Origin of the sequence: Rhizobium sp. CFBP 13726 (assembly GCF_014841925.1) — a bacterium.
Classification (GTDB): Bacteria; Pseudomonadota; Alphaproteobacteria; order Rhizobiales; family Rhizobiaceae; genus Neorhizobium; species Neorhizobium soli.
This window is the reverse complement of sequence record NZ_JACYUU010000003.1, coordinates 158893-180916: the sequence shown is the minus strand read 5'-3', so window position 1 is coordinate 180916 and position 22024 is coordinate 158893. Positions and strand designations below refer to the sequence as shown.

The window sequence follows — 22024 nt, the reverse complement described above, 5'->3', positions numbered from 1 at the left end:
GAAACGTTCATTTTAACGGTCTGTTAGGGTTAACAGTTTATTCCTTTCTTTCAAATGTGTTCGCAAAGCGCCGACGACAATCGGCTGCTAGACCGGACGACGATTGAACGACGCCCCCAACGAGATCGCCATCGATGACTGCATCTGTCGCCACCCCGTCTCGCTCGTCCCGGCTGTTCGCGCTCGCGCCGCTTGCGCAGGCAACCGCGATCGTTCTTCTGGCACTGTCTGTGACGGGGTGTACCACGAGCAAGCGCGACACGCTGACGACGGGCTCGATTCCCCAGAGGATCTCCGCTGCGCCGCTGGATGGCATGAACGCAAGCGAACTCGCTGAAGCGGAACGCTCCATCGGCGCTGCTTATGTCAAGAACCCGAGCAACAAGGATATCGGCCTGCGCTATGCCAACGTTCTCGGCATGACCGGCAAGAACACCCAGGCACTCGCCGTAATGCAGCAGGTGGCGATTGCGCATCCTGCAGATCGCGATGTCCTTTCCGCATATGGCAAGGCACAGGCAGGTGCCGGCCAGCTCGAACAGGCACTGACAACGATCAACCGCGCGCAGACGCCTGACCATCCCGACTGGCGCCTCTATTCGGCGGAAGGTGCCGTTCTCGATCAGCTCGGCCGCTCGCAGGAAGCTCGCGCGAAATATCGCCAGGCCCTGAACACACGGCCGAACGAGCCGACGGTCATGTCCAACCTCGGCATGTCCTACGTTCTCTCCGGCGATCTGAAGACTGCCGAAAGCTACATGAAGAACGCCTCGCAGCAGCCGGGTGCCGACAGCCGCGTTCGCCAGAACCTGGCGCTCGTCGTCGGTCTGCAGGGTCGCTTCGCAGAGGCTGAAGGCATTGCCCGCCGCGAACTCTCCCAGCAGCAGGCCGATGCCAACGTGACCTACCTGCGCTCCATGCTCTCCCAGCAGAACTCCTGGCGCAAACTCGCCGACAGCGACAAGGGCACGACGGCGGTCAATTGAGCCGCGAAACCCAAAATAACGCTACAAATCCAATCTGGTATTGCGTGTTCAGAAACGTTTGCAGCCCGAGATGGAAGTCCAATTTGAGATTGTGTCCCGAATTCTTCTCTCGTATTGAAATTCTGTAAGGCGAGCCCGTAAGCTCACAGATTACGACGGAAGATGGGAGGTATTCTTGAACAATGGCGAGCCTGGACCAATCCACGGATCCACGACACTTACACAAACTGATAACCTGAACATGCTGAGGCACACCATCGTTCGCCACAGTGCGATATTTGCTGTCTGTATGTCCTTGCCCGTGCTTGGAATTGGACTGTATTACTACTCAGTCAGCGGCATCGCGCCTATTTCCGAATTCCCGTTGGAAGCAATCCGGCTATCTGTACAGAATGCGTGGAAACCCCTTCTCGTGGGCTTGATCGGTTACCCTGTATTGTTAACGGTTTGCTGCACCGTGAAATGGGCGTTCTTGCCGAAAGCGAACAAGGCCATCGCCTACGCCATTGATGAAAACGGCATGACTGCCAGTGATGCTGCCGGTGCCATGCTCTATATTCCATGGTCGATGGTCAAACGTGCAACAAGGACGCGAGCCCATCTGGTCATGAGGCTCAAGTCTGGCGGGTTGCGGTTTGCATCGTGGAAAGCCTTCAACTCCGAAGATGCCGAAAGACTCTGGCAGCTTGCTCGTGCAAAAACATTGATCAGGTAATTTTCTCAGAACCTGTCTGAGACCTGGATGCCGGCCGGGCCGAGGATGACGGCGATGAGGACGGGCAGGAAGAACAGGATCATCGGGACCGTCAGCTTTGGCGGAAGTGCCGCGGCCTTCTTTTCTGCGTCATTCATGCGCTCGTCACGGCCTTCCTGAGCCAGAACGCGCAAAGCCTGCGCGATGGGCGTACCATAGCGTTCTGCTTGGATCAGCGCCTGCGCCACGGCCTTCACAATATCAAGCTGAGTGCGGATGCCGAGGTTTTCGAGAGCCGTGCGCCGATCCTGAAGGAAGGACAGCTCCGCCGTGGTCAACACCAGTTCTTCCGCCAATTCAGGCGATTGGGTGCCGATCTCCTCGGCCGCCCGGCGCATGGAGGCTTCGATCGAGATCCCTGACTCCACGCAGATCAGCATCAGGTCGAGCGAATCGGGCCAGGCTCTCTTGATCGAATGCTGCCGCTTTTTCATACGGTTGGAAATATAGATGTTGGGAGCGTAGAAGCCCAGATAGCCGAACCCGATGGCCGCCAGCATGCGGATGGCAATCGGTTTGGATTCCAGATTGCCAAGCACGAAGATCCACACCGCGGCTGCTGCGAGGAAGCAGAACGGCAGGATGAAACGCGCCGCCAGGAACAAGTTGAGGGCGTTCTGGGTGCGCAGACCTGCGGCGCGCAGCTTGTTCACCGTATTGGCATCGACAAGCGCTTCGCGCAGATTGAACCGGTCGACGATGTGACTTGCAGAGCGGTTGTTCTGGGTGCGCAGCGATGCCTTCGACAGATCGTTCATTCGCGCGCGCTCACGGGCGCGGATTGCGTCGCGCTCGGTCGAAACCGCTTTCATGCGCTTGTCGAGCGTTCCCTTTTCCATGAAGGGGATCGCCAGCGTGTAGCAGGTCGCAAACACTGCGACGGCGACCAGAAGCGCAAACAACATGGCCGGATCGGTTAAAGTGGCGGCGAGATCCTTCACGTGCGGTTCTCCTCAGATCTCGAAGTTGATCATGTTGCGCATCACGAAAATTCCGATGCCCATCCAGACTGCGGAGAAGAGCATGATGATATGGCCGCGTGGGTCTGTAAAAAGGATCGATATGTAGTCCGGCGAGGTCAGATAGACGAGCGTCGACACGACGAAGGGCAATGAGCCGATGATCCACGCGGAAGCCTTGGCTTCCATCGACAGCGCCTTCACCTTGGCCTTCATCTTCTTGCGCTCGCGCAGGACGCGCGAAAGATTGCCGATCGCTTCGGAAAGATTGCCGCCAGCCTGGCTCTGGATGGCGATGACGATGGCGAAAAAGTTGACTTCCGAAAGCGGCATCGTCTGCAGCATGCGTGCGCAGGCTTCGGGGATGCTGAGGCCGATCTGCTGGGAGTCCACCACGCGCCGGAACTCGGTCTTGACCGGCTCCTGACCATCCGACGCGATCAGCCGGATGGCATCATTGAGAGGCAGTCCCGACTTGATCGAGCGAACCATGACATCCAGCGAATTGGCGAACTCGTCCAGGAACTTGGCCTGACGGCGTTTGATCAGGAAACCGACGACCCAGCGCGGAAACCCAAGGCTCGCCGCAAACGCGGCACCGGTGGCGCCAAGCAGCGGCAAGCCGGCGATCAACGTCACGAGAAAGACGAAAAGTCCGAACACGGCGCTGTAGACGTAGAAGCGTGGGACGGTGAGAGACAGACCGGTCTGCGGCAGCCGCGCCTTCAGGCTGCGGTCGCCCATCTTCTTGTTTTTTTCCTGCTGCTGCTTTTCGAGGTCCTTGAGACTGTCCTGGACCGACTTGCGGCGCTTGGAAAGCTCCTGGACCCGATCCCGCGATGCCTTCATGCGGGTCAGGTCGGTTTCCGCACTCTTGACCCGGCTCAACCGCGCATCGGTCTTTTTCTCGACCTCGATGCGGGAAAACAGCAGCGCATAGCAGACCGCACCGGCGGCTACGGCCGCCAGAGCGATGATCAACACAACGGTCATATCCAGTCCGAACATCCGTCGCTCCCGCGAGACCTATCTCTGATCCGCTCTCAAGATTTTACCATTTCCATCGCGTCGAGAGCTGCCGCCAGACGGCGCTCCTCGCCGAAGTAGCGTGCGCGATCCCAGAAATGCGGCTTGGCAATACCGGTCGATGCGTGGCGGCCGATCAGGCGACCATTGGCATCCTCGCCTTCGATTTCGTAGCGCATCAGGTCCTGGGTGACGATCACGTCGCCTTCCATGCCGATCACCTCGGTGATCTGGGTGATGCGGCGGGAACCGTCGCGCAGACGTGCCGCCTGGATGATGATGTCGACCGATCCCGTGATGATCTCGCGAACGGTCTTAGCCGGCAGGGTGAAGCCGCCCATGGCGATCATCGATTCCATACGGCTCAGGCATTCGCGCGGTGTGTTGGAGTGGATCGTGCCCATCGATCCGTCGTGGCCCGTGTTCATCGCCTGCAGAAGGTCGAACACTTCGGGTCCGCGCACTTCGCCGACGATGATGCGTTCCGGGCGCATACGCAGGCAGTTCTTGACGAGGTCGCGCATGGTGATCTCGCCCTCACCTTCGATGTTTGGCGGCCGGGTTTCGAGACGCACGACATGCGGCTGCTGCAATTGCAGTTCGGCCGTATCCTCGCAGGTGATGACGCGCTCGTCCTTGTCGATATAGCTCGTCAGGCAGTTCAAAAGCGTGGTCTTGCCAGAGCCGGTACCGCCGGAAATGACGACATTGCAGCGGACGCGGCCGATGATCTGCAGAACAGTTGCGCCTTCAGGCGTGATCGCTCCGAACTTGACCAGCTGATCGAGCGTCAGCTTGTCCTTCTTGAACTTGCGGATGGTGAGAGCAGGCCCGTCGAGCGCCAGTGGCGGCGCGATGACGTTGACGCGCGAACCGTCCGGCAGACGGGCGTCGCAGATCGGCGAGCTTTCGTCGACGCGGCGGCCGACCTGGCTGACGATGCGCTGGCAGATCGACAGGAGCTGCGCGTTGTCGCGGAAGCGGATCTCCGACTCGATCGTCTTGCCGCCGACTTCGATAAAGGTCTGGCCGGCGCCGTTGACCATGATATCGGCAATGTCGTCGCGGGCCAGAAGCGGCTCCAGCGGACCATAGCCCAGCACGTCGTTGCAGATGTCCTCGAGCAGTTCCTCCTGCTCGGAAATCGACATCGCGAAATTCTTGATCGTGATGATGTCGTTGACGATGTCGCGGATTTCCTCGCGCGCGCTCTCGGCATCGAGCTTGGCAAGTTGCGACAGATCGATCGTATCGATAAGTGCTGAAAAAACCTGGCTCTTGGTATCGTAATACTGTTCGGTGCGGGCCTGGCGACGACGGCCGGCGGCCGGTGGCGCAAGCGGTGGCGGTGCGACGGCTTGGCGTACTCCGCCTGTATCGCGCACGGGCTCGGCCAGAATCTCCGGTGCTGTGGATTTCATGGCCGATTGCGGCGTCATGGCAGGCGGCGCAGAGACGGGCGGCATCAAGCCGACGCTCTTCCCAGAACCTTCGTTTCCGCGCTTTCCAAACATGATTTGATCCAGTCCCTAAACGTCTGACTATTTGCGGCCGAGAATCTGCATGACCTTGCCGAGACCGCCCTTTTTCGCCTTCTTCATGGCCACCCGACCGGTGACGATGTGAGCGATCTGCGAGAAGGTTTCGGCCATCGGAGATTTTGCGTCGATCTCCGAGATCATCCGACCGCTGTTTGCGGCATTGCCGAACAACTGCGCATCGAAAGGCAGGATGGCGATCGGTTCGATTTCAAGCGGCTCGACGAAATCGGCAGGCGCAATCTCCGGGCGCTTCGGCATGCCGACCTGGTTGAGGATGAGATGCGGAGCGCGATCGTTGGGACGCAGCTTCTTCAGCGCATCGATCATGTTCTTGGTGTTGCGCAGGTTGGCAAGGTCGGGAGCGGCGCAGATGACCACCTCGTCCACCGACGCGAGAACCGAACGGGTCCATTCCGACCAGCCATGCGGGATATCGAGAACAGCCACGGGCGCCGAGCGCTGCAGGACCTCGATGATCGGCTGGAAAGCCATGCTGTCGAAATCATAGGCCCGGTCGAGCAGCGAGGGTGCGGCCAGAAGCGAGAGATGTTCGGAGCATTTGGTCAGCAGGCGATCGAGAAAAACTTCGTCGAGGCGCTCGGGTGCAAACACCGCTTCGGCGATACCCTGGGCCGGATCCTGATCGAAATCGATATTGGCGGTCCCGAACGGCAGGTCGAGATCGGCAAGAATGGTTTCGGTGGAGAACAGGCTGGAAATGCCGAATGCGCAGTTATGCGCAATGGTCGATGCACCGACGCCACCCTTGGCGCCGACAAAGGCGATCGAACGGCCCAGAGGTTCGGCTTCCGGATCGACGAAAATGGCCGAAATCGATGCCAGCATGTCCGCCATCTCGACAGGACCGACAAGATATTCCGATATGCCGTTGCGGATCAGTTCGCGATAAAGCGGGATATCGTTATAGCGCCCGATGACGATCACACGGGTCGACGGGTCGCAGACTTCCGCAAGCGGTGTCAGCTCGTGCAGCAGGTTTCTTGGCTCCGCATCGGTCTCGAGAATGACCAGATTCGGGGTTGGTGACGACGCAAACATGTTGGCGGCTGCAGCAACGCTGCCGCTTGTGACACGCAGATTGACCTTTGCCATGCGCCGGTCGCGGCCCATGCGGTCCATCATCCGCTGCATGGTGTCGCTTTCGCAAAAGGCGTGGATGGAAATGCGTGGAAGAGGCCGCAGGGCCTCCATGTCGCCATTCCGCTCCGGCTCGGCGCCCGAGATGTCCTCTTGGCCGGAACCGCGAATTTCGTAGTTGATCGCGCTCATGGTTCTCTCCGGTTCAAGGCCGCCGTCAGTTGCCGTTGATGTTGATCGTCGTGCCGCTGCCACTGTCGCTGCTTGTCGTCTCGCCGCGGTAACTGCGGATCACACCGGCGCGCTGCGTGGCATCGATCGGCGTCATTCCGCGTGGAGCAATCAGGTCCGACGGGTTGGCGATCTGGGCGGCCAGATTGTTTTGCGAGGCGCAGCCGAAATTGTACCAGTTGCTGTTGTTGTAGGTATCGTTCGACAGGTCTGCCGGCCATTTGCCGCACTGGCCGGTCATCGCCTTTGTCGTGACGAAGGAAAGCCGGATCGGGGCCGCATCGCCGGTCGGCGAGGCTCCATAGCTCGTCATCAGGATGCGCTGCGGCTTGATGCCGTTGGCGATCAGGGTGCGGCGAACGTCGCCAGCCAGATGCGATGCAGCACCGGCATTGTATGAGCCCTGCGGAACCTGGACCTGGATGACGCCGGCAGGCGAGGATACGAACCGCTGTGCGAAACCCTTCACCGTGTCGCGCAGTCCGATCGTCAGGCGAACGTCGCCCGATCCAATCGGAATATCCAGCGACGATTCACCCTCCGCCAGAACGATCGGATGGCGGGTGCGGTAGTCGTCTGGAACCGAGCCGGTCGTCATGTTGTTGCCGCAGGAGGACAAAAGCGCGGCAAGTGCCGCAATGCCCAGGGCAGACCTGATTTGGCGACGCTTTGCAGCGGAGGCCGATGTCGATGTGATGGTCATGATCGATCCCCGCTTACTTGTAGATGAAGCCGACGGAGCCATGATACTGGCTGCCACCGCTTTTGGCCGGCTCATTGCGGCCGTAGATCTTGTTGACGCGGTTCAGGAAGAAGGAAGCCGCGTCGTTCTCAGGATTGAAGTTGTCATCCGGGCGGGCGATCTCGTTGCGGGCCACAGGCCTTACGAGATAGGGCGTCGCGATGATGACGAGTTCGGTCTCGTTGCGGATGAAGTCCTTGCTGCGGAACAGCGTACCGAAGACAGGAACCTTAGAGATGCCCGGCAGTCCAGACATCGCCTGGCGGACATTGTCCTGCACGAGGCCGGCGATAACGATCGAACCGCCGGAGGGAAGCTCGACCGTGGTTGAGGCTTCGCGCTTGCGGATCGACATGTAGGTGTTGCCCGGAACGCTCAGGCTTGTGCCGTTGCCCGTCGTTACGGAACCCTCATAGGTCGGCTCCGAAACATTGGTTTCGATATTCAAACTGATACGGCCAGGCGACAGAACGATCGGCTTGAAATTCAGCTCGATGCCATAGTCCACGGTGGTGATGGATCGGTTGACCGTCGTCTTGCGGGTTTCGTCGTCAACGTTGACTTCCTGCTCCGCTGGCAGTCGATACTCGCCGCCAACATAGAATTTAGCCTGCTGACCCGAAATCGCCGTCAGGCTTGGTTCGGCAAGCGTGCGCATGACGCCGGCCTGTTCCATGGCATTCATGGTTGTGGCGAGAGTGGCTGCACCAACGGAGCCAGACAATGCCCCCTGGCTTCCCAGGCTGACAGCATTCCCCAGATTCGCAGGATTGAAGAAGGAAAAGCTACCCTTGTTGCCGCTGATCGAGCCGTTGAAACCAAGCTGTTTTAGGACCTGGCGGCTGACTTCCGCAACCGTGACCTTGAGCGTGACCTGATCTTCGCCCTCGATAGTCAAAAGGTTGACGATCTGCGACTGCTGGCGGTTTTCGGCGAAGATATCCGCATCGCCGTTATTGCCCTGTGCGGTGATGTTGCGGGTGGTTGCTTCACCGCCCTTGAGGAAGGCGCGCGCGAGCTTTTCCGCCTGCGACGAATCCTGCGGCGTGCGCACCGTGCCCGACAGCACGATGTTGTCGGAGATGATCTCGACCTTGATGTCGGATTCCGGCAGGAACCGGCGAAGGTTCTGCTGCAGACCGGAGATGTCGCGTTCGATCTCGACGTCGAGACTGACGATCTCCTCGCCGTTCGGGCCGAACACAAAGATATTGGTCTGGCCGACAGTCTTCCCGAACAGGTAGATGCGGCGCGAGGTTCGCGTGACCGCATCGGCAAGCGAAGGATCTGCGACCAGGATGTCGTGCGCATCGGCCGGGAGATCGACAACCAGCGCCTTGTTCAAACCGAGTTGGACTCGGCGTTTCACGCCAGGGCCGCCTTCGGTGATGCGGATAAGGTTGGCATCGGAAGCGGCCACTGCATCGCGGACCGACAGACCGACCGGCGCGTATCCGCCTGGAAAACCCGATACCGACAGGCAGAGGGCTATCCCGGCGACCGAGGACCTACGAATTCTGGCTCTTAGCTTGCTCATGTGCCCGCCCCGTTCACTTCGTCTGCTGTGAGGCAGAACTTTTGACGATCGCCCCTGATTTGATGACCTGGACCTCTGCCTTGCCGCCGCCATGCAGCAGATAATCTGCTGCAACCGTATCGGCTTCCTGGGCATCCGCGACCGAACGGAGAGCAAGCGTCAGGCGCTCTGCCATCTGCTGCGCCACCGTGATGATCTTTGCCTGATCGGGGGTCAGTTCCAGCGTGGCGGTCGTTCCGACCACCGACTTGCTGCCATCCGGCGCCTCCTGGATCTGCTGGTCGATCGCGAGCACCCGGACGTTGTTGAGGACGTTTTCGGTGATGAAATTGCCGCTGTCCTTGTTCTCGCGCACCATGATCACGTCGACGCGGTCATTGGGGAGCACGAAGCCGCCAGCCCCGGTGGCGACGGAAATTTCGGTCGCGACAGCGCGCTTTCCGGACGGAAGCAGCGAGGACATGATGCGGCTGGAGGAGTCTGCAATCTTCTCGGCGCGGATCGGCTCGCCCTTGAAGATCGGCAGGCGCACGACGGAGCCGGCGACATCGGCGATGGCATCCGGCCGGGCGTCGCTCGTGATAAAGCCTTCGACGACGCTGCCGTTCGGCCACTCTACCCACTGGACCGACTTGTCATTGAGCCGGCTGCCGACGGGAATGTTCTCAGCCGAAACGAGAACTTTCGTCGTCGGCTCCCGCTGGATGACCGTCTCGACGAGGTCCGGGCCCTTCTGACCAGTAAGGCGCATCGCCAGCAGGCCGGCAAGACCTGCCGCTACAACTGCGACTGCGAGAATCATAAGACGAGCGGGCTTCATGAGCTTCCTCGGAGGAATACAAATCAATCCTCGAGAGCATGCGCCGGAATGGTGTAATTATGGTTAATAGGAAGCTTACGATTTGGGTTAACGCAATGTTACCCTGCCGTGCGCGTCGATTAGCTTGCGGCGAGAAGCACAAAATTGACGACAGGCGACTGCTGGAAGGTCAAGTAGCCGCCGATCGCGATCGCGATACCATAGGGAATCTTGCTTTCTGTCACCAGCGAAGCCGGCAGGCGGATCCCCATTGCCATTGCTGTATTGGCGTTTGCTCTCAACAGCAGGAAGATGAGTGTAATAAATCCGCCGACGAAGGCGACGGTCACCAGAAACGAAATCAGGGCGGGCGTAAATCCGAACCAGATTGCCGTTGCCGTCAGAAGCTTGGCATCGCCGCCGCCCATCACGTTCATCGCAAACAGCATGAAGCACACAGCAAACACGGCGGAAGCTGCGGCAATACTCATCCCATAGTCCGCCCATCCAAGACCGACCAGCGGTGCGAAGACGAGAAACGAAACGAGGATAGCGGCAGACAGCTTATTCGGGATCTTCATGGTGAAAAGATCGCTGATGGCAGCGAGCGCAAGACAGAATGGAACGATCAAGGTTACAATGACAACCATTTCAAGCATCCTTTTGGCGCCGCGTCCCTCGATCTTATGTATCAAGGCCTAAAGCTGTAAAACCGCCCCTGGTGGGGCGGTCTACACATAGACATCACGGTTCTTAAGAACTTACTGCTGGTTCAGCTTGGTAGCGAGGTTCTTGAACTGGTTGTTCAGAGCGCCGCCGAGCGTGGTCGCACCGGCGATCAGGGCCACGGAAATGAGAGCTGCGATGAGGCCATACTCGATGGCGGTCGCACCAGACTCATCCTTCATAAAACGAGCAAAAATCTTGGACATGGAATCTCCTATTCCCACCTACGGTTCAGCACTTACCGACAACTGTTTTCCGCTGTTCGGATAACCCAAACTAACCCTAGACGATTGCTATCGACTTAACGAAGAACCTTTCCAAAGTGTTAACTCCGCTGATACGGCACATTGGGTAAACAACCCACCAACAGCATCATTCAAATCGAAAACTGCGTCCCCGAACATTATATTTACCTAATAAAATATCATAAACATGCGGATATGGGATATTTGCAGCCGCATTTTTGCACGGAAATGCCGCTCTTGCTCCTGTCATCATTGGTTAACGTTTCGGAAAGCTCAGCCTCGAGATGTTTACTTAAGGCTTCATTCACCATTCCACGCCATCTTTGAGACACGACTGTTCATCGATTCAAAGGCCACCACGATGGTTGTGCGCAAAATGCTCGTTGCCTTCGCATGCCTTTGCGGCATTGCCACAAGCCTTAGCGGCCCGGCATTGGCGCAGGAAGACGGCCTTGTACGCGTGTTCATGAATCACGCGCGGGTGCTGAAACTGGATAGGCCAGTGGCCAAGGTGATCGTTGGCAACGCGGAAGTCGCCGACGCGACCGTTGCCGACCCGACAACCATCGTCCTGACGGGCCGTGCGTTTGGAACGACCAATCTCGTCCTGCTCGATGAGGACGGCAATGCAATTGCCGACGAACGTATTCTCGTCTCCATTGACGAAGGCAATACGGTTCGCGTGTACCGTCAGACCGAGCGCTCTGTTCTCTCCTGCACGCCCAACTGCGAGCAGCATGTGGAATTCAAGAATACGGCTGGTGCAACGCCCTGACGGCCTTGATCTGACACGACGCCAGACAGAAAATTGCTCAGCTGCGTCGCCCGACCTGCTCTACGTGGACACAGGTGCCTAAACTCTAATCCCATTCGGCAACGGAATATCAATATTCCCCTCCTAGTATCGCAGCTCGAATGGACCGGGGGCGGCAATGCATCAGAACGATAGGCACACTGACGGCGCTGGCGCGTCGCGCGTGCCGGCGACGCACTCTCGGCGTCCATGGCGCCGGTTCAGCCGGTCCACGGATGGTGCCGCGGCGATCGAATTTGCGCTCCTGGCCATCCCCTATTTCGTGATCGTCTTTGCCATCATCGAAACCTTTGTTGCCTTCGCCGGCGAGCAACTGGTTGCCAATGCCGTCGACACGATGGCCCGCAAGATCAGAACAGGCAACATCACCACCACTGATACGACCCGGACAACCTACCATGACCGGACGAAATTCCGGACCGCGTTCTGCAACGAGATCTCGATCCTCATCAAATGCGATGCATCGGAAATCGCCACCCCGAACAAACTCTGGCTCGACGTTCGCAGCTTTACGAGCTTTTCGGCGATCCCGAAGACAGTGCCCCGGACGCCCGCAAACACCGCTTTCGGCGAACTGGATACGGCCTCCATCAACTATTATTCGCCGGGCGGGCCAAAGACCGTCAATATGCTGAGGGCCTATTACAAATGGGAGGTCATCACCGATCTGGTGCGGCCCTACATAACCAATGTCCGGCCAACCAACGGGACACGGCCCAACTACTTCCTGATCGTCGAAACGGCTGCATTCCAGAACGAGGACTATCCGTGATGGCGACCCCAACAACCAGGCGGGCTGCACAGACCGGATGGCTCTGCCGCTTCAGGGCATTGATCGTTGACACGAAGGGCGCGGGCGCCGTCGAATTCGCGTTGATCGTGCCGCTTCTGATCTTTCTCTACATCACGGCATTCGAGCTGACGATTGCGCTCAGTGTCTCCAAGCGAACCGCGAGTTCCGCAAGCACGATTGCCGACATTACGACCCAGCAGGCGAGCGTGACCCCGACGTGGCTTGCCACAATGAAGGATGTGACGGGAAGCATCTTTGCGCCCTACGCGCCGCAGAACCTGAGCCTGAAGATCACCGGCGTGCAGCTGGACGCAAACAGCAATCCGACCGTTGCCTGGTCGTGGGATCAGTCTAACGGCAAGCCGTACGCGGTGGGCAGCACCGTCAACGTTCCGAGCGACATGCGCACAGCCAGCACGTTTCTGGTGCGTACAGAGCTATCGGTTACGCACAAGTTGCTGATGATCATGCCGGGACTGCTTCCACCTCAGCTCCAGACGATCACGCTCAGCCGCCAGTACTACTACCGTCAACGCGTCGGAACCAGTATCGACTGTAACGGCTGCTGACGCGGTCCTCTGCTTCCCCTTTGCCAACATGATTGCGCGACTATATGTATCGCCATCCGGGCAGGTGATTTGTGTCACTTGTCCGCACAGGCGATTTCAATTTCCGGGTGACAGATGGCACGGGCCTTCCTCTTCGTTCTCGATTCCTTCGGCGTCGGCGGCGGCCAGGATGCGCAGGCGTATAATGACCTTGGCTCCAACACGTTCGGCCATATTGCCGAATTCTGTGCCGCCGGTGCCGCGGACCGAGCCGGCTTGAGGCAGGGACCGCTCAGCCTTCCGAACATGTCCTCGCTCGGCCTGCTCGAAATCGCAAAGCTTGCCAGCGGCGACTACCCGGCCGGCATGCCGCTGCCGGAACGCGTCTTTGGCCTTCACGGCGCCGCAAACGAACTTTCGCGCGGCAAGGACACGCCATCGGGGCACTGGGAGATCGCCGGCACGCCTGTCACCTTCGACTGGGGTTACTTTCCGACCGAGGGCGATGCGTTTTCTCCTGAACTGATCGAGGCGATCTGCCGCGAGGCCGATATCCCCGGTATTCTCGGCAACTGCCATGCTTCGGGCACAGACATCATCGCAAAACTTGGCGAAGAGCATGTCCGGACGGGCAAGCCGATCTGCTATACGTCCAGCGACAGCGTCTTCCAGATCGCCGCGCACGAGACCCATTTCGGGCTGGAGCGGTTGTTGAAGCTGTGCGAGACCGTGCGGACGCTGCTCGATCCCTTGAATATCGGAAGGGTAATTGCCCGACCATTCACTGGCGACACGCCGGAGACGTTCGAGCGAACCGGCAACCGGCGCGACTATTCAGTGCTGCCGCCGGAGCCGACATTGCTCGACCGGCTGGTTTCGGCGGGCCGAACCGTCCACGCCGTCGGCAAGATCGGTGATATCTTCGCGCACCAGGGCATCAGCCGCGTGATCAAGGCAAACGGCAACCACGCCCTGATGAATGCGACGCTCGACACGATGGCGCAAGCCGAGCAAGGTGATCTCGTCTTCACCAACTTCGTCGATTTCGACATGCTCTACGGGCACCGCCGCGACGTCGCGGGCTATGCGGCCGCTCTCGAAGAGTTCGACCGGTCTCTTCCGGAAGTGCATCGCCGCCTCCAGCCGGGCGATATGGTGATCATCACCGCCGACCACGGCTGCGATCCGACCTGGCGCGGCACCGACCACACACGCGAGCGGGTGCCGATCATGGCGTTCGGTTCCAGCATTCGCTCCCGCTCGATCGGGCTCAGGCCGACTTTCGCCGACATCGGTGAGACAGTCGCTGCCCATCTCGGCATTCCTACCGGAAGACACGGATGGAGTTTTCTGTGACGAAGAACTTTGTGAAGGCCGAGATCCACTGCCACATCGAAGGTGCTACGCCCCCGCATCTGGCACGGACGCAAGCCCAGAAATACGGCGTGGACATCGCCCCTCTCCTCTCCGGTGACACCTATACCTGGAAGGATTTTTCCGAGTTCATCCTGAGCTACGACGCCATCGCCTCGCTGTTCCGAACGGAAGCCGACTATGCGCTGCTGACGGAGACCTATCTCTGCGAGCTTGCCGCCTGCAACACGATCTACAGCGAGATCATCGTATCGCCTGATCATGGCGACCGCATCGGGCTCGGTGCCGACGCCTATCTCGCCGGTCTCTGCGATGGTATTCACGCCGCGAAGGAAAAGACCGGGATCGAGACACGCATCATCGTGACCGGCGAGCGGCATTTCGGCCCTGACAGCGTGATTGCCGCCGCGGAATATGCCGCCCGATGCCGGAACCCGCTGATCACGGGTTTCAACATGGCCGGCGAGGAGCGTATGGGCCGCGTTGCCGATTATGCGCGTGCATTCGATATTGCTCGCGACGCGGGTCTTGGTCTGACGATCCATGCCGGCGAAGTCTGCGGGGCATTCAGCGTGTCCGACGCGCTCGATCTCGTGCGTCCATCGCGGATAGGCCACGGCGTTCGCGCCATCGAAGATCCCGCTCTGGTCGAGCGGCTGGTCGAGCTCGGAACCGTGCTGGAAGTCTGCCCCGGTTCGAATATTGCGCTGCAGGTTTTTCCGGATTTCGAGAGCCATTCCTTGAAAGCCCTGAAGGCTGCGGGCGTGCGCGTGTGCATCAATTCCGATGACCCGCCGTTCTTCAAGACTTCGCTTGCCCGGGAATACGACATTGCGGCGGAGGTCATGGGTTTTAGCGATGCCGAAATCGATGCCATGACCCGTGTCGCGATCGAGGCGGCTTTTGTGGACGAGGCGACCCGCGGCGCGCTGCTTGCCCGGTTTGACGCTACCGCGGCACAATGACGACTTGCGCGCGCGGTCATTTTCCCGGATGAAGACACGGACAACAGAGAGGTAAAACCATGGACGGCGTGACTGTCATCGATCATCCGCTGGTGCAGCACAAGCTGACCATCATGCGCAAGAAGGAAACCTCGACGGCCGGCTTTCGGCGGCTGTTGCGCGAGATTTCCATGCTTCTCTGCTATGAAGTGACGCGGGATCTCGACCTCACCATGGAGACGATCGAGACGCCGCTGACGCAGATGCAGGCGCCTGTCGTCGAAGGCAAGAAGCTCGTGTTCGTGTCCATCCTGCGCGCCGGCAACGGCCTTCTGGAAGGAATGCTCGAGCTGGTGCCATCCGCACGTGTCTCCCATATCGGCCTCTACCGAGACCATGACACGCTGCAGCCAGTGGAATACTATTTCAAGGCGCCTGAAAATCTCGATGAGCGATTGCTGATTGTCGTTGATCCGATGCTCGCGACGGGCAATTCGGCGATCGCCGCGATCGAAAAGCTCAAGGAGCGTGGGGCAAGGAACATCCGTTTCCTCTGCCTTCTTGCAGCCCCGGAAGGTCTCAAGAATTTCCAGGACGCGCATCCCGACGTGAAGATCTATACGGCTTCGATCGACAGCCACCTCAATGAAAAGGGCTACATCATGCCCGGCCTCGGCGACGCTGGTGACCGGATGTACGGCACGAAGTAACGCAGTTCAGACTTTGCTTACCTAGATTTCATGCCAATGGCCCGCGGAGCTTTTCGCGGGCCATTTTTTCATTGTCCTTTGTTACCTTCAAGGCGAACTCGCAAAGGATGACCATGCTTCTGCGCACCCTTGTTTTCGCTGGCCTCGCAGCTCTGCTTGCAACGCAGATCCCGGCGGTGATGACGCTTGTTGATCGCGTGCCGGAGCCTGCGAGCGGCACTGCGGAAACGCCGAGCTCTGCGAAGGCCCAACCCGCTTCCGTGTCCCCCGGCCGGGTGCGGCTGTCGGCCGATGGCAGAGGCCATTTCAACGGCCAGTTCAGGATCAACGGCAAGACAGTGGAAGGGCTGGTCGATACCGGCGCGTCCGCCGTCACCATCAACGAAAGCACGGCCCGCAAACTGGGCTTCGGCGTCAACAGTCTCGATTTCCGGTATCAGATGAATACGGCGAACGGGAAGACGGACGGCGCGCGTATCATCCTCGATCGCATCGAGATCGGCAATGTGCGCGTCAGACAGGTCGATGCCTTCGTGTTGCGCGACGAGGCACTTTCGGGCACGCTGATCGGCATGACCTTCCTGAAGAAACTGAAATCCTTCCAGGTCGAAGATGGAAGCCTGACGCTGATCCCTTAGCGATTACTCGACCCGGCCAAGAGTGACCGGCGGCAGGACAGGCGCTTCGTCCGACACCGAATAGCAGGCGGTGACGTCGGCAGCAGTGCGTGCTGCAGCCTCTTGCGTCGCCGCATGGACCATGGCGATCGGCTGTCCCTTGGAGACCTGGGTGCCGAGCGGGAGAATGGCAACGATGCCGACACGGTGGTCGATCGCGTCTCCGGCACGGCGCCGGCCACCGCCGAGCTCCACCACCGCCATGCCGAGTGCTCGTGTTTCGCAGCTGGCGAGGAAGCCATCGGCGGGGGCGAGGACCGGGCGAATGACCGGTGCGGCCGGAAGATAGACATCTGGCCTCTCGCAGAAATCTGCTGGACCGCCGAGCGCATGGGTCATGCGGGCAAACCGTTCGAGGGCGGCGCCGGATGCCAGCGCCCGTCGAGCAACCTCTTCCGCCTCTGGCATGGTCGCAACGAGATGGCTCAGAACCAGCATTTCCGCGGTTTCGGCAATCACGACGCTTTCCAGTCGCGTCCCTGCTTTCTGTCCCCTGAGGACCGAGAGACAGTTTCTGATCTCCAGCGCATTGCCGGCTGCATCGGCAAGCGGCTGGTTCATATCCGTCAGCAGAGCCACGGTCTTCAGGCCTGCGCCATTGGCGACATCGACCAGCGAGCGCGCCAGAAGCTCAGCTTCGGCCGTGGAGCGCATAAAGGCACCACTGCCGACTTTCACGTCGAGGACCAGAGTCTCGAGACCGGCTGCGAGCTTTTTCGAGAGGATCGAGGCTGTGATCAGAGAGACGGCTTCGACCGTCGCCGTGACATCGCGGATCGCGTAGAGCCTGCGATCGGCCGGTGCCAGTTCCTGTGTCTGGCCGACGATGGCACAACCGATATCCCTGACGACGGCACGCAGGCGCGTTTCGTCCGGCATCACGTCGTAACCGGGTATGGCCTCAAGCTTGTCGAGCGTGCCGCCGGTATGGCCAAGGCCGCGACCGGAGATCATCGGAACGGCGAGGCCGCAGGCGGCCGCAAGCGGTGCAAGCATCAGCGAGACATTGTCGCCGACGCCACCGGTCGAATGCTTGTCGGCCACCGGGCGCCCGGCATCCGACCATTGCAGCACACGACCGGAATCGCGCATCGCCAGCGTCAGCGCGATCGTTTCGTCCCGCGACATGCCCTTGAAAAAGACGGCCATGGCGAAGGCTGCAACCTGCCCTTCGGAGATCGTCTCATCCGTCATCGCCGCGATGAATGCGGCGATGTCATTCGATGACAGAACCTCGCCATCGCGTTTGCGACGGATGATCTCCTGCGGGATCATGGCGCCTAGTAGCCGGTGGAAGCGCGGGATGCGGGTGCGCCGCTCAACACGCCCAGGATATCGTCGAGAAGACTGGACGCGCCGAAGCGGAATGTCGACGGCATGAGCCAGTTCGGACCCATGGTCGATTCGGCAAGCCGGAGGTAGAGGTCTGCATCCGCCACCGTACTGATGCCACCGGCCGGCTTGAAGCCGATGCGCTTCTTGGACGCGCGGATGGCACGCAGCATGCTGTCTGCCGCTTCCAGCGTCGCGTTGACGGAAACCTTGCCGGTGGAGGTCTTGATGAAATCGGCACCGGCAGCGATTGCCAGTTCCGAGCCGCGTCCCACGAGCGATGCGTCCTTCAGTTCCCCGGTCTCAAGAATGACCTTGAGGCAGGACTGCGGGCAGGCTGCGCGAACGGCCTCGACCATGTCGGTCACCGCCTGCTCATCGCCCGCCATCAGCTTGCGATAGGGAATGACCAGATCGATCTCGTCGGCGCCATCTTCCACCGCCTTCCGGGTCTCTTCGACCACGGCGGCGACCGGCAGGTCACCACCTGGAAAATTCACCACCGTGGCAATGCGAACCTTGTGCCCGTGCCCCAGGATCCCGCGCGCATGGGCGACAAAGCGTGGCCAGATGCAGATTGCGGCCGCGGCCCCATACGGGGTCTGCGCCCGCGTGCACAATGTCTCGATCGCGGCATCGTCGCAGTCGTCGCGCAGGTTCGTAAGGTCAAGAAGCGAGAGCGCAAAGGATGCTGCTTCGCGTGGACTATGCAGTTCCATGATCTGCCTCCCTTAAAGAGCGGACATATTTATCGTTGAAAGGATTATATGCAAGCCGTCGGGACCCGTGCGGCCACCGACGGACAGCTATCCAGCTGAATTAAAACAGGAATCAGGCGAGCATTTCCTTGAGCACGGCTGCCAACCGCTGGCCGCCGACCGGTGCCATATCCTTGGTTTCATCGTGGCTGAGTTCGGCGCCTGTCATTCCGGCGCCGAAATTCGTGATCACGGAGGCTGCAGCGACCTTCATACCGAAATAGCGGGCGAGGATGACTTCCGGCACGGTGGACATGCCGACGGCATCGGCGCCGAGCGTTCGCGCCATGCGAATTTCCGCGGGCGTTTCGAAGCTGGGGCCTGAGAACCACATGTAGACGCCGGAAAACAGCGGAATGCCGGCTCGTATGGCGGCATTGCGCATATCCAGCGTCAGGCCCGCATCATAGGCCGAGGTCATGCCGACAAAGCGCTGGTCGCCGCGTTCGCCGATCAACGGGTTCATGCCGGAATAGTTGATGTGATCGGAGATCTGCATGACCGAGCCCGGCGGCATGTCTTCCCGGAGCGAGCCTGCGGAATTGGTGAGGATCATGGTCTGGACACCGAGACCGCGCATCACCTCGATCGGGAAACGCATCGCCTTGGCATCGCCGTGCTCGTAATAATGCGCACGGCCGGACAGCATGATCACAGGTTCTTCGCCGAGGTAGCCGGCGACCAGTTCGCCGGCATGACCCGTGACGCCGCTGACGGGAAAGCCTTCCAGCATCGTATAGGGAATACGGACCTGATCGCGCACTTCCTCCACCAGCGTGCCGAGGCCGGAGCCCAGCACGATCGCATGGCGCGGAATGAGGCCGTCCAGCCGATCGACGAGCAGATCGATGACGTCTCTCATCCGATCGTATCCGTCTCAAAGGCGTAGGGCAGAAGTTCTGCCATCGTCACGGTCTTCTGCACGCCGGCGTCATCGCAGAGATAGATGAGCGTATCGGCCGAGGCGAATTCGGAGATCTTCTGGCGACAGCCACCGCAGGGCGTGCAGAGCGGAAGCTTTTCGGCAATCACCGCAAGCGACTTCACCTTCTTGCCGCCGCCCATGATCATGGCGCCGATTGCCGTCGGTTCGGCGCACCAGCCTTGAGGGAAGGACAGGTTCTCGATGTTGGCGCCGAGATAGACCTTGCCGTCATCGGCAAGGATTGCGGCCCCGACCGGGAACTTGGAATAGGGCGCATGCGCTTTCGACATGGCATCGCGGGCAGCTTCGAAGAGGTCGTGTGGCGAAAATTCGGACATCGCGATCAGCGCTCCTTGGTATAGGGGACACCGCCGGCCTTGGGCGGGCGGGCAATGCCGATAAAGCCGGCGAGTAGCACACAGGTGAGGATATAGGGCAGCGCCTGGAAAATCTGCACCGGCACTTCGCCGATCAGCGGAAGCGACTTGCCCTGCATGAAATTCGCGAAGGCATCGAGGAAGCCGAACAGCAGGCATGCGAACATGACCGGCACCGGTTTCCACTTGGCGAAGATGAGCGCCGCAAGCGCGATGTAACCCTTGCCGGCCGACATGTTGTTGATGAAGGCTGCCGACTGGGCGATCGCGAGATAGGTACCGGCAAAGCCTGCGAGGAAGCCCGTGACGATCAACGCCCTGTAGCGCAGCCAGCTGACTGAAATGCCGGCCGTATCGACCGCACCGGGATTTTCACCGACGGCACGAAGACGAAGGCCGAAGCGGGTGCGGTAGAGGATCCACCACGACAGCGGCACCATCAGGAAGGCGATGTAGGTCAGGATATTGTGGCCCGAGATGACGTTCGCATAGAGCGGACCGATGATCGGCACCTCACGCATCATGTCTGCGCCTGGTAGAGTGATGCTGGAAAAGCGGCCGGATGCCGGAACCTGTCCCGTGCGTCCGCCCTGGCTGAACCAGGCCTGGCCGAGCACGATGGTGAGGCCCGCCGCGATGAAGTTCAGTGCCACGCCGGAGACGATCTGGTTGCCGCGGTTGGTGATCGAGGCAAAGCCGTGCAGCATGGAGAACAGGATGGCCGTGACGATGCCCGCACCTAGTCCGGCCCAGGCATTGCCGGTGTAATAGGCGACGCAGGCCGAGGCGAATGCCGATACCAGCATCTTGCCTTCAAGCCCGATGTCGAAAATACCGGCGCGCTCGGAAAACAGGCCAGCGAGTGCAGTAAACAGCAGTGGGATCGACAGGCGGATCGCAGAACCGAGAATGCTGATGAAAACTTCGAAATAATCCATGCGCCTATCTCCCCCCTGCCGGTGATCGGGCAAACTGCTGGTAGGCACGCACGATTGCCGGTCGAAGCATATATTCGAGCGCTCCGGCAAACAGGATGACCATGCCCTGGATGACGACGATCATGTCGCGCGTGATCGCCGGCATGTCGAACGAAAGCTCGGCACCGCCCTGATAGAGGATGCCGAACAGCAGCGCCGAAAGGACGATGCCGGCCGGGTGGTTGCGTCCCATCAGCGACACCGCAATGCCGACGAAGCCGGCGCCACCGACGAATTCGATCTGCAGACGGGCGGATGCGCCCATGACCGGATTGAGCGCCATCATGCCGGCAAGGCCTCCGGAGATCAGCATCGTGATCATGACGATCTTCGAATACCCGATACCGGCATAGCTTGCGGCGGATGGGCTGATGCCGAGCGTGCGCATTTCATAGCCGAGCTTGGTGCGCCAGATCAGGACCCAGACCAGGAAGCACATGATGAGTGCGATGAGGAACGAGAAGTTAAGCGGAGCCGCACCGAGCTTGCCGCCGAACATCGCGATCAGCCAATCGAGCTTCGGCAACTGGCCGCCCGGCAGAAAGGTGCGGCTTTCCGGCGCCATCTTGCCGGGCACGATCAGCATGTGCACCAGCACGTAGTTCATCAGCGACGACACGATGAAATTGAACATGATGGTGGTGATGACGATGTGGCTGCCGCGCTTTGCCTGAAGCCAGGCAGGGATGGCGGCGCAGGCGGCACCGAAGAGTGCTGCGCCAATGACCGCAAACGGCATCGTCACATACCAGGGAACATAGGCATCGAGCGAAAGCGCCACCAGTGCGGCGCCGAGACCGCCGAGATAGGCCTGGCCTTCCGAGCCGATGTTGAACAGGCCCGAATGGATGGCGACTGCGACCGACAGGCCGGTGAAGATGAAGCTCGTGGTGTAAAACAGCGTGAAGCCAATGCCTTCGCCGCGGCCAAGCGCACCGACCAGAAGCAGCTGCAGCGCTTCGAACGGGTTTTCGCCGATCGCCCACACCACGATACCGGAGAAGAAGAACGCGAGCGCGAGGTTGATCAGCGGGATGACGCCGTAATTGATCCAGCCAGGCAGGGGCACGGATGCGGTGCTCATGCGCCCTCTCCCTTCCAGTCGTTTGCAGGGAGAAGCCCAGGCATCGTAAACTCCAAAAATATCATTC

The 22024-nt window shown here is 60.0% G+C and carries 24 protein-coding genes; 9 read left to right on the top strand and 15 right to left on the bottom strand.

Annotated elements, in window-relative coordinates:
• The first annotated feature begins 134 nt into the window (after positions 1-134).
• Together IFT66_RS14870 and IFT66_RS14865 are read left to right on the top strand one after the other, a co-directional pair.
• On the top strand, positions 135-986 hold the full coding sequence (locus tag IFT66_RS14870) for a tetratricopeptide repeat protein (protein WP_162734904.1): 852 nt from the start codon (positions 135-137) through the stop codon (positions 984-986).
• A 175-nt stretch (positions 987-1161) separates the two neighbouring features.
• On the top strand, positions 1162-1701 hold the full coding sequence (locus IFT66_RS14865) for a hypothetical protein (RefSeq protein ID WP_156461795.1): 540 nt from the start codon (positions 1162-1164) through the stop codon (positions 1699-1701).
• Positions 1702-1706: 5 nt separating this feature from the next.
• On the opposite strand, the gene IFT66_RS14860 is transcribed toward IFT66_RS14865, so the two are convergent.
• The 9 genes from IFT66_RS14860 to IFT66_RS14820 form a co-directional block, all read right to left on the bottom strand.
• The gene (locus IFT66_RS14860; RefSeq protein ID WP_062580105.1) at positions 1707-2645 is read right to left on the bottom strand and encodes a type II secretion system F family protein; all 939 of its coding nucleotides are present in this window, start codon (positions 2643-2645) and stop codon (positions 1707-1709) included.
• A gap of 48 nt (positions 2646-2693) precedes the next feature.
• Positions 2694-3707, bottom strand: coding sequence for a type II secretion system F family protein (locus tag IFT66_RS14855; protein WP_113166919.1), 1014 nt, complete (start codon positions 3705-3707; stop codon positions 2694-2696).
• A gap of 35 nt (positions 3708-3742) precedes the next feature.
• Positions 3743-5239 carry a CpaF family protein gene (locus IFT66_RS14850; protein ID WP_062578692.1) on the bottom strand — a complete coding sequence of 499 codons (1497 nt, stop codon included), beginning with the start codon at positions 5237-5239 and terminating at the stop codon, positions 3743-3745.
• A 27-nt stretch (positions 5240-5266) separates the two neighbouring features.
• Entirely contained in the window at positions 5267-6556 is a 1290-nt protein-coding gene (locus IFT66_RS14845; RefSeq protein WP_113166918.1) for an AAA family ATPase, read from the bottom strand.
• A gap of 25 nt (positions 6557-6581) precedes the next feature.
• Positions 6582-7298: a CpaD family pilus assembly protein gene (locus tag IFT66_RS14840; RefSeq protein ID WP_062578688.1), complete on the bottom strand. Its 717-nt coding sequence runs from the start codon at positions 7296-7298 to the stop codon at positions 6582-6584.
• Positions 7299-7311: 13 nt separating this feature from the next.
• Positions 7312-8874, bottom strand: coding sequence for a type II and III secretion system protein family protein (locus tag IFT66_RS14835; protein WP_062454121.1), 1563 nt, complete (start codon positions 8872-8874; stop codon positions 7312-7314).
• Between the two features lie 13 nt (positions 8875-8887).
• Complete coding sequence (cpaB, locus tag IFT66_RS14830; protein ID WP_062454122.1) at positions 8888-9694, bottom strand: Flp pilus assembly protein CpaB; 807 nt, start codon at positions 9692-9694, stop codon at positions 8888-8890.
• A 119-nt stretch (positions 9695-9813) separates the two neighbouring features.
• Complete coding sequence (locus tag IFT66_RS14825; protein ID WP_192078087.1) at positions 9814-10332, bottom strand: A24 family peptidase; 519 nt, start codon at positions 10330-10332, stop codon at positions 9814-9816.
• A gap of 102 nt (positions 10333-10434) precedes the next feature.
• Positions 10435-10605: a Flp family type IVb pilin gene (locus IFT66_RS14820; RefSeq protein ID WP_062454124.1), complete on the bottom strand. Its 171-nt coding sequence runs from the start codon at positions 10603-10605 to the stop codon at positions 10435-10437.
• 415 nt (positions 10606-11020) lie between these two features.
• On the opposite strand from IFT66_RS14820, the gene IFT66_RS14815 reads away from it, so the two are divergent.
• The 7 genes from IFT66_RS14815 to IFT66_RS14785 all read left to right on the top strand — a co-directional run bounded on the left by IFT66_RS14815 (position 11021) and on the right by IFT66_RS14785 (position 16465).
• The gene (locus IFT66_RS14815) at positions 11021-11419 is read left to right on the top strand and encodes a pilus assembly protein N-terminal domain-containing protein (protein ID WP_092664131.1); all 399 of its coding nucleotides are present in this window, start codon (positions 11021-11023) and stop codon (positions 11417-11419) included.
• Between the two features lie 157 nt (positions 11420-11576).
• The gene (locus IFT66_RS14810; RefSeq protein WP_113109329.1) at positions 11577-12230 is read left to right on the top strand and encodes a TadE/TadG family type IV pilus assembly protein; all 654 of its coding nucleotides are present in this window, start codon (positions 11577-11579) and stop codon (positions 12228-12230) included.
• On the top strand, positions 12230-12820 hold the full coding sequence (locus tag IFT66_RS14805; RefSeq protein ID WP_062454127.1) for a TadE/TadG family type IV pilus assembly protein: 591 nt from the start codon (positions 12230-12232) through the stop codon (positions 12818-12820). Before IFT66_RS14810 ends, IFT66_RS14805 begins: the two co-directional genes overlap by 1 nt.
• Positions 12821-12934: 114 nt before the next feature.
• Positions 12935-14155, top strand: a complete 1221-nt coding sequence (locus tag IFT66_RS14800; protein ID WP_192078086.1) for a phosphopentomutase — start codon at positions 12935-12937, stop codon at positions 14153-14155.
• A complete protein-coding gene (locus IFT66_RS14795; RefSeq protein ID WP_192078085.1) occupies positions 14152-15138 on the top strand; it encodes an adenosine deaminase in 987 nt (328 codons plus the stop codon). Before IFT66_RS14800 ends, IFT66_RS14795 begins: the two co-directional genes overlap by 4 nt.
• A gap of 59 nt (positions 15139-15197) precedes the next feature.
• The gene (gene upp, locus IFT66_RS14790; protein ID WP_192078084.1) at positions 15198-15827 is read left to right on the top strand and encodes a uracil phosphoribosyltransferase; all 630 of its coding nucleotides are present in this window, start codon (positions 15198-15200) and stop codon (positions 15825-15827) included.
• 113 nt (positions 15828-15940) lie between these two features.
• Complete coding sequence (locus IFT66_RS14785; protein WP_192078281.1) at positions 15941-16465, top strand: TIGR02281 family clan AA aspartic protease; 525 nt, start codon at positions 15941-15943, stop codon at positions 16463-16465.
• A 3-nt stretch (positions 16466-16468) separates the two neighbouring features.
• On the opposite strand, the gene deoA is transcribed toward IFT66_RS14785, so the two are convergent.
• The 6 genes from deoA to IFT66_RS14755 form a co-directional block, all read right to left on the bottom strand.
• The gene (gene deoA, locus IFT66_RS14780) at positions 16469-17779 is read right to left on the bottom strand and encodes a thymidine phosphorylase (protein ID WP_192078083.1); all 1311 of its coding nucleotides are present in this window, start codon (positions 17777-17779) and stop codon (positions 16469-16471) included.
• A 5-nt stretch (positions 17780-17784) separates the two neighbouring features.
• Positions 17785-18555, bottom strand: coding sequence for a deoxyribose-phosphate aldolase (gene deoC / locus IFT66_RS14775; protein ID WP_192078082.1), 771 nt, complete (start codon positions 18553-18555; stop codon positions 17785-17787).
• Positions 18556-18667: 112 nt separating this feature from the next.
• Positions 18668-19456, bottom strand: coding sequence for a purine-nucleoside phosphorylase (locus IFT66_RS14770; RefSeq protein ID WP_062454133.1), 789 nt, complete (start codon positions 19454-19456; stop codon positions 18668-18670).
• Positions 19453-19857 (bottom strand): cytidine deaminase, encoded by a 405-nt coding sequence (locus IFT66_RS14765; RefSeq protein WP_062454134.1) that lies wholly within the window; start codon positions 19855-19857, stop codon positions 19453-19455. The genes IFT66_RS14770 and IFT66_RS14765 overlap by 4 nt, the downstream gene beginning before the upstream one ends.
• A gap of 5 nt (positions 19858-19862) precedes the next feature.
• Positions 19863-20834 carry an ABC transporter permease gene (locus IFT66_RS14760; RefSeq protein WP_062454135.1) on the bottom strand — a complete coding sequence of 324 codons (972 nt, stop codon included), beginning with the start codon at positions 20832-20834 and terminating at the stop codon, positions 19863-19865.
• Positions 20835-20838: 4 nt separating this feature from the next.
• Positions 20839-21957, bottom strand: a complete 1119-nt coding sequence (locus IFT66_RS14755) for an ABC transporter permease (RefSeq protein WP_062578673.1) — start codon at positions 21955-21957, stop codon at positions 20839-20841.
• Between the last annotated feature and the right edge of the window lie 67 nt (positions 21958-22024).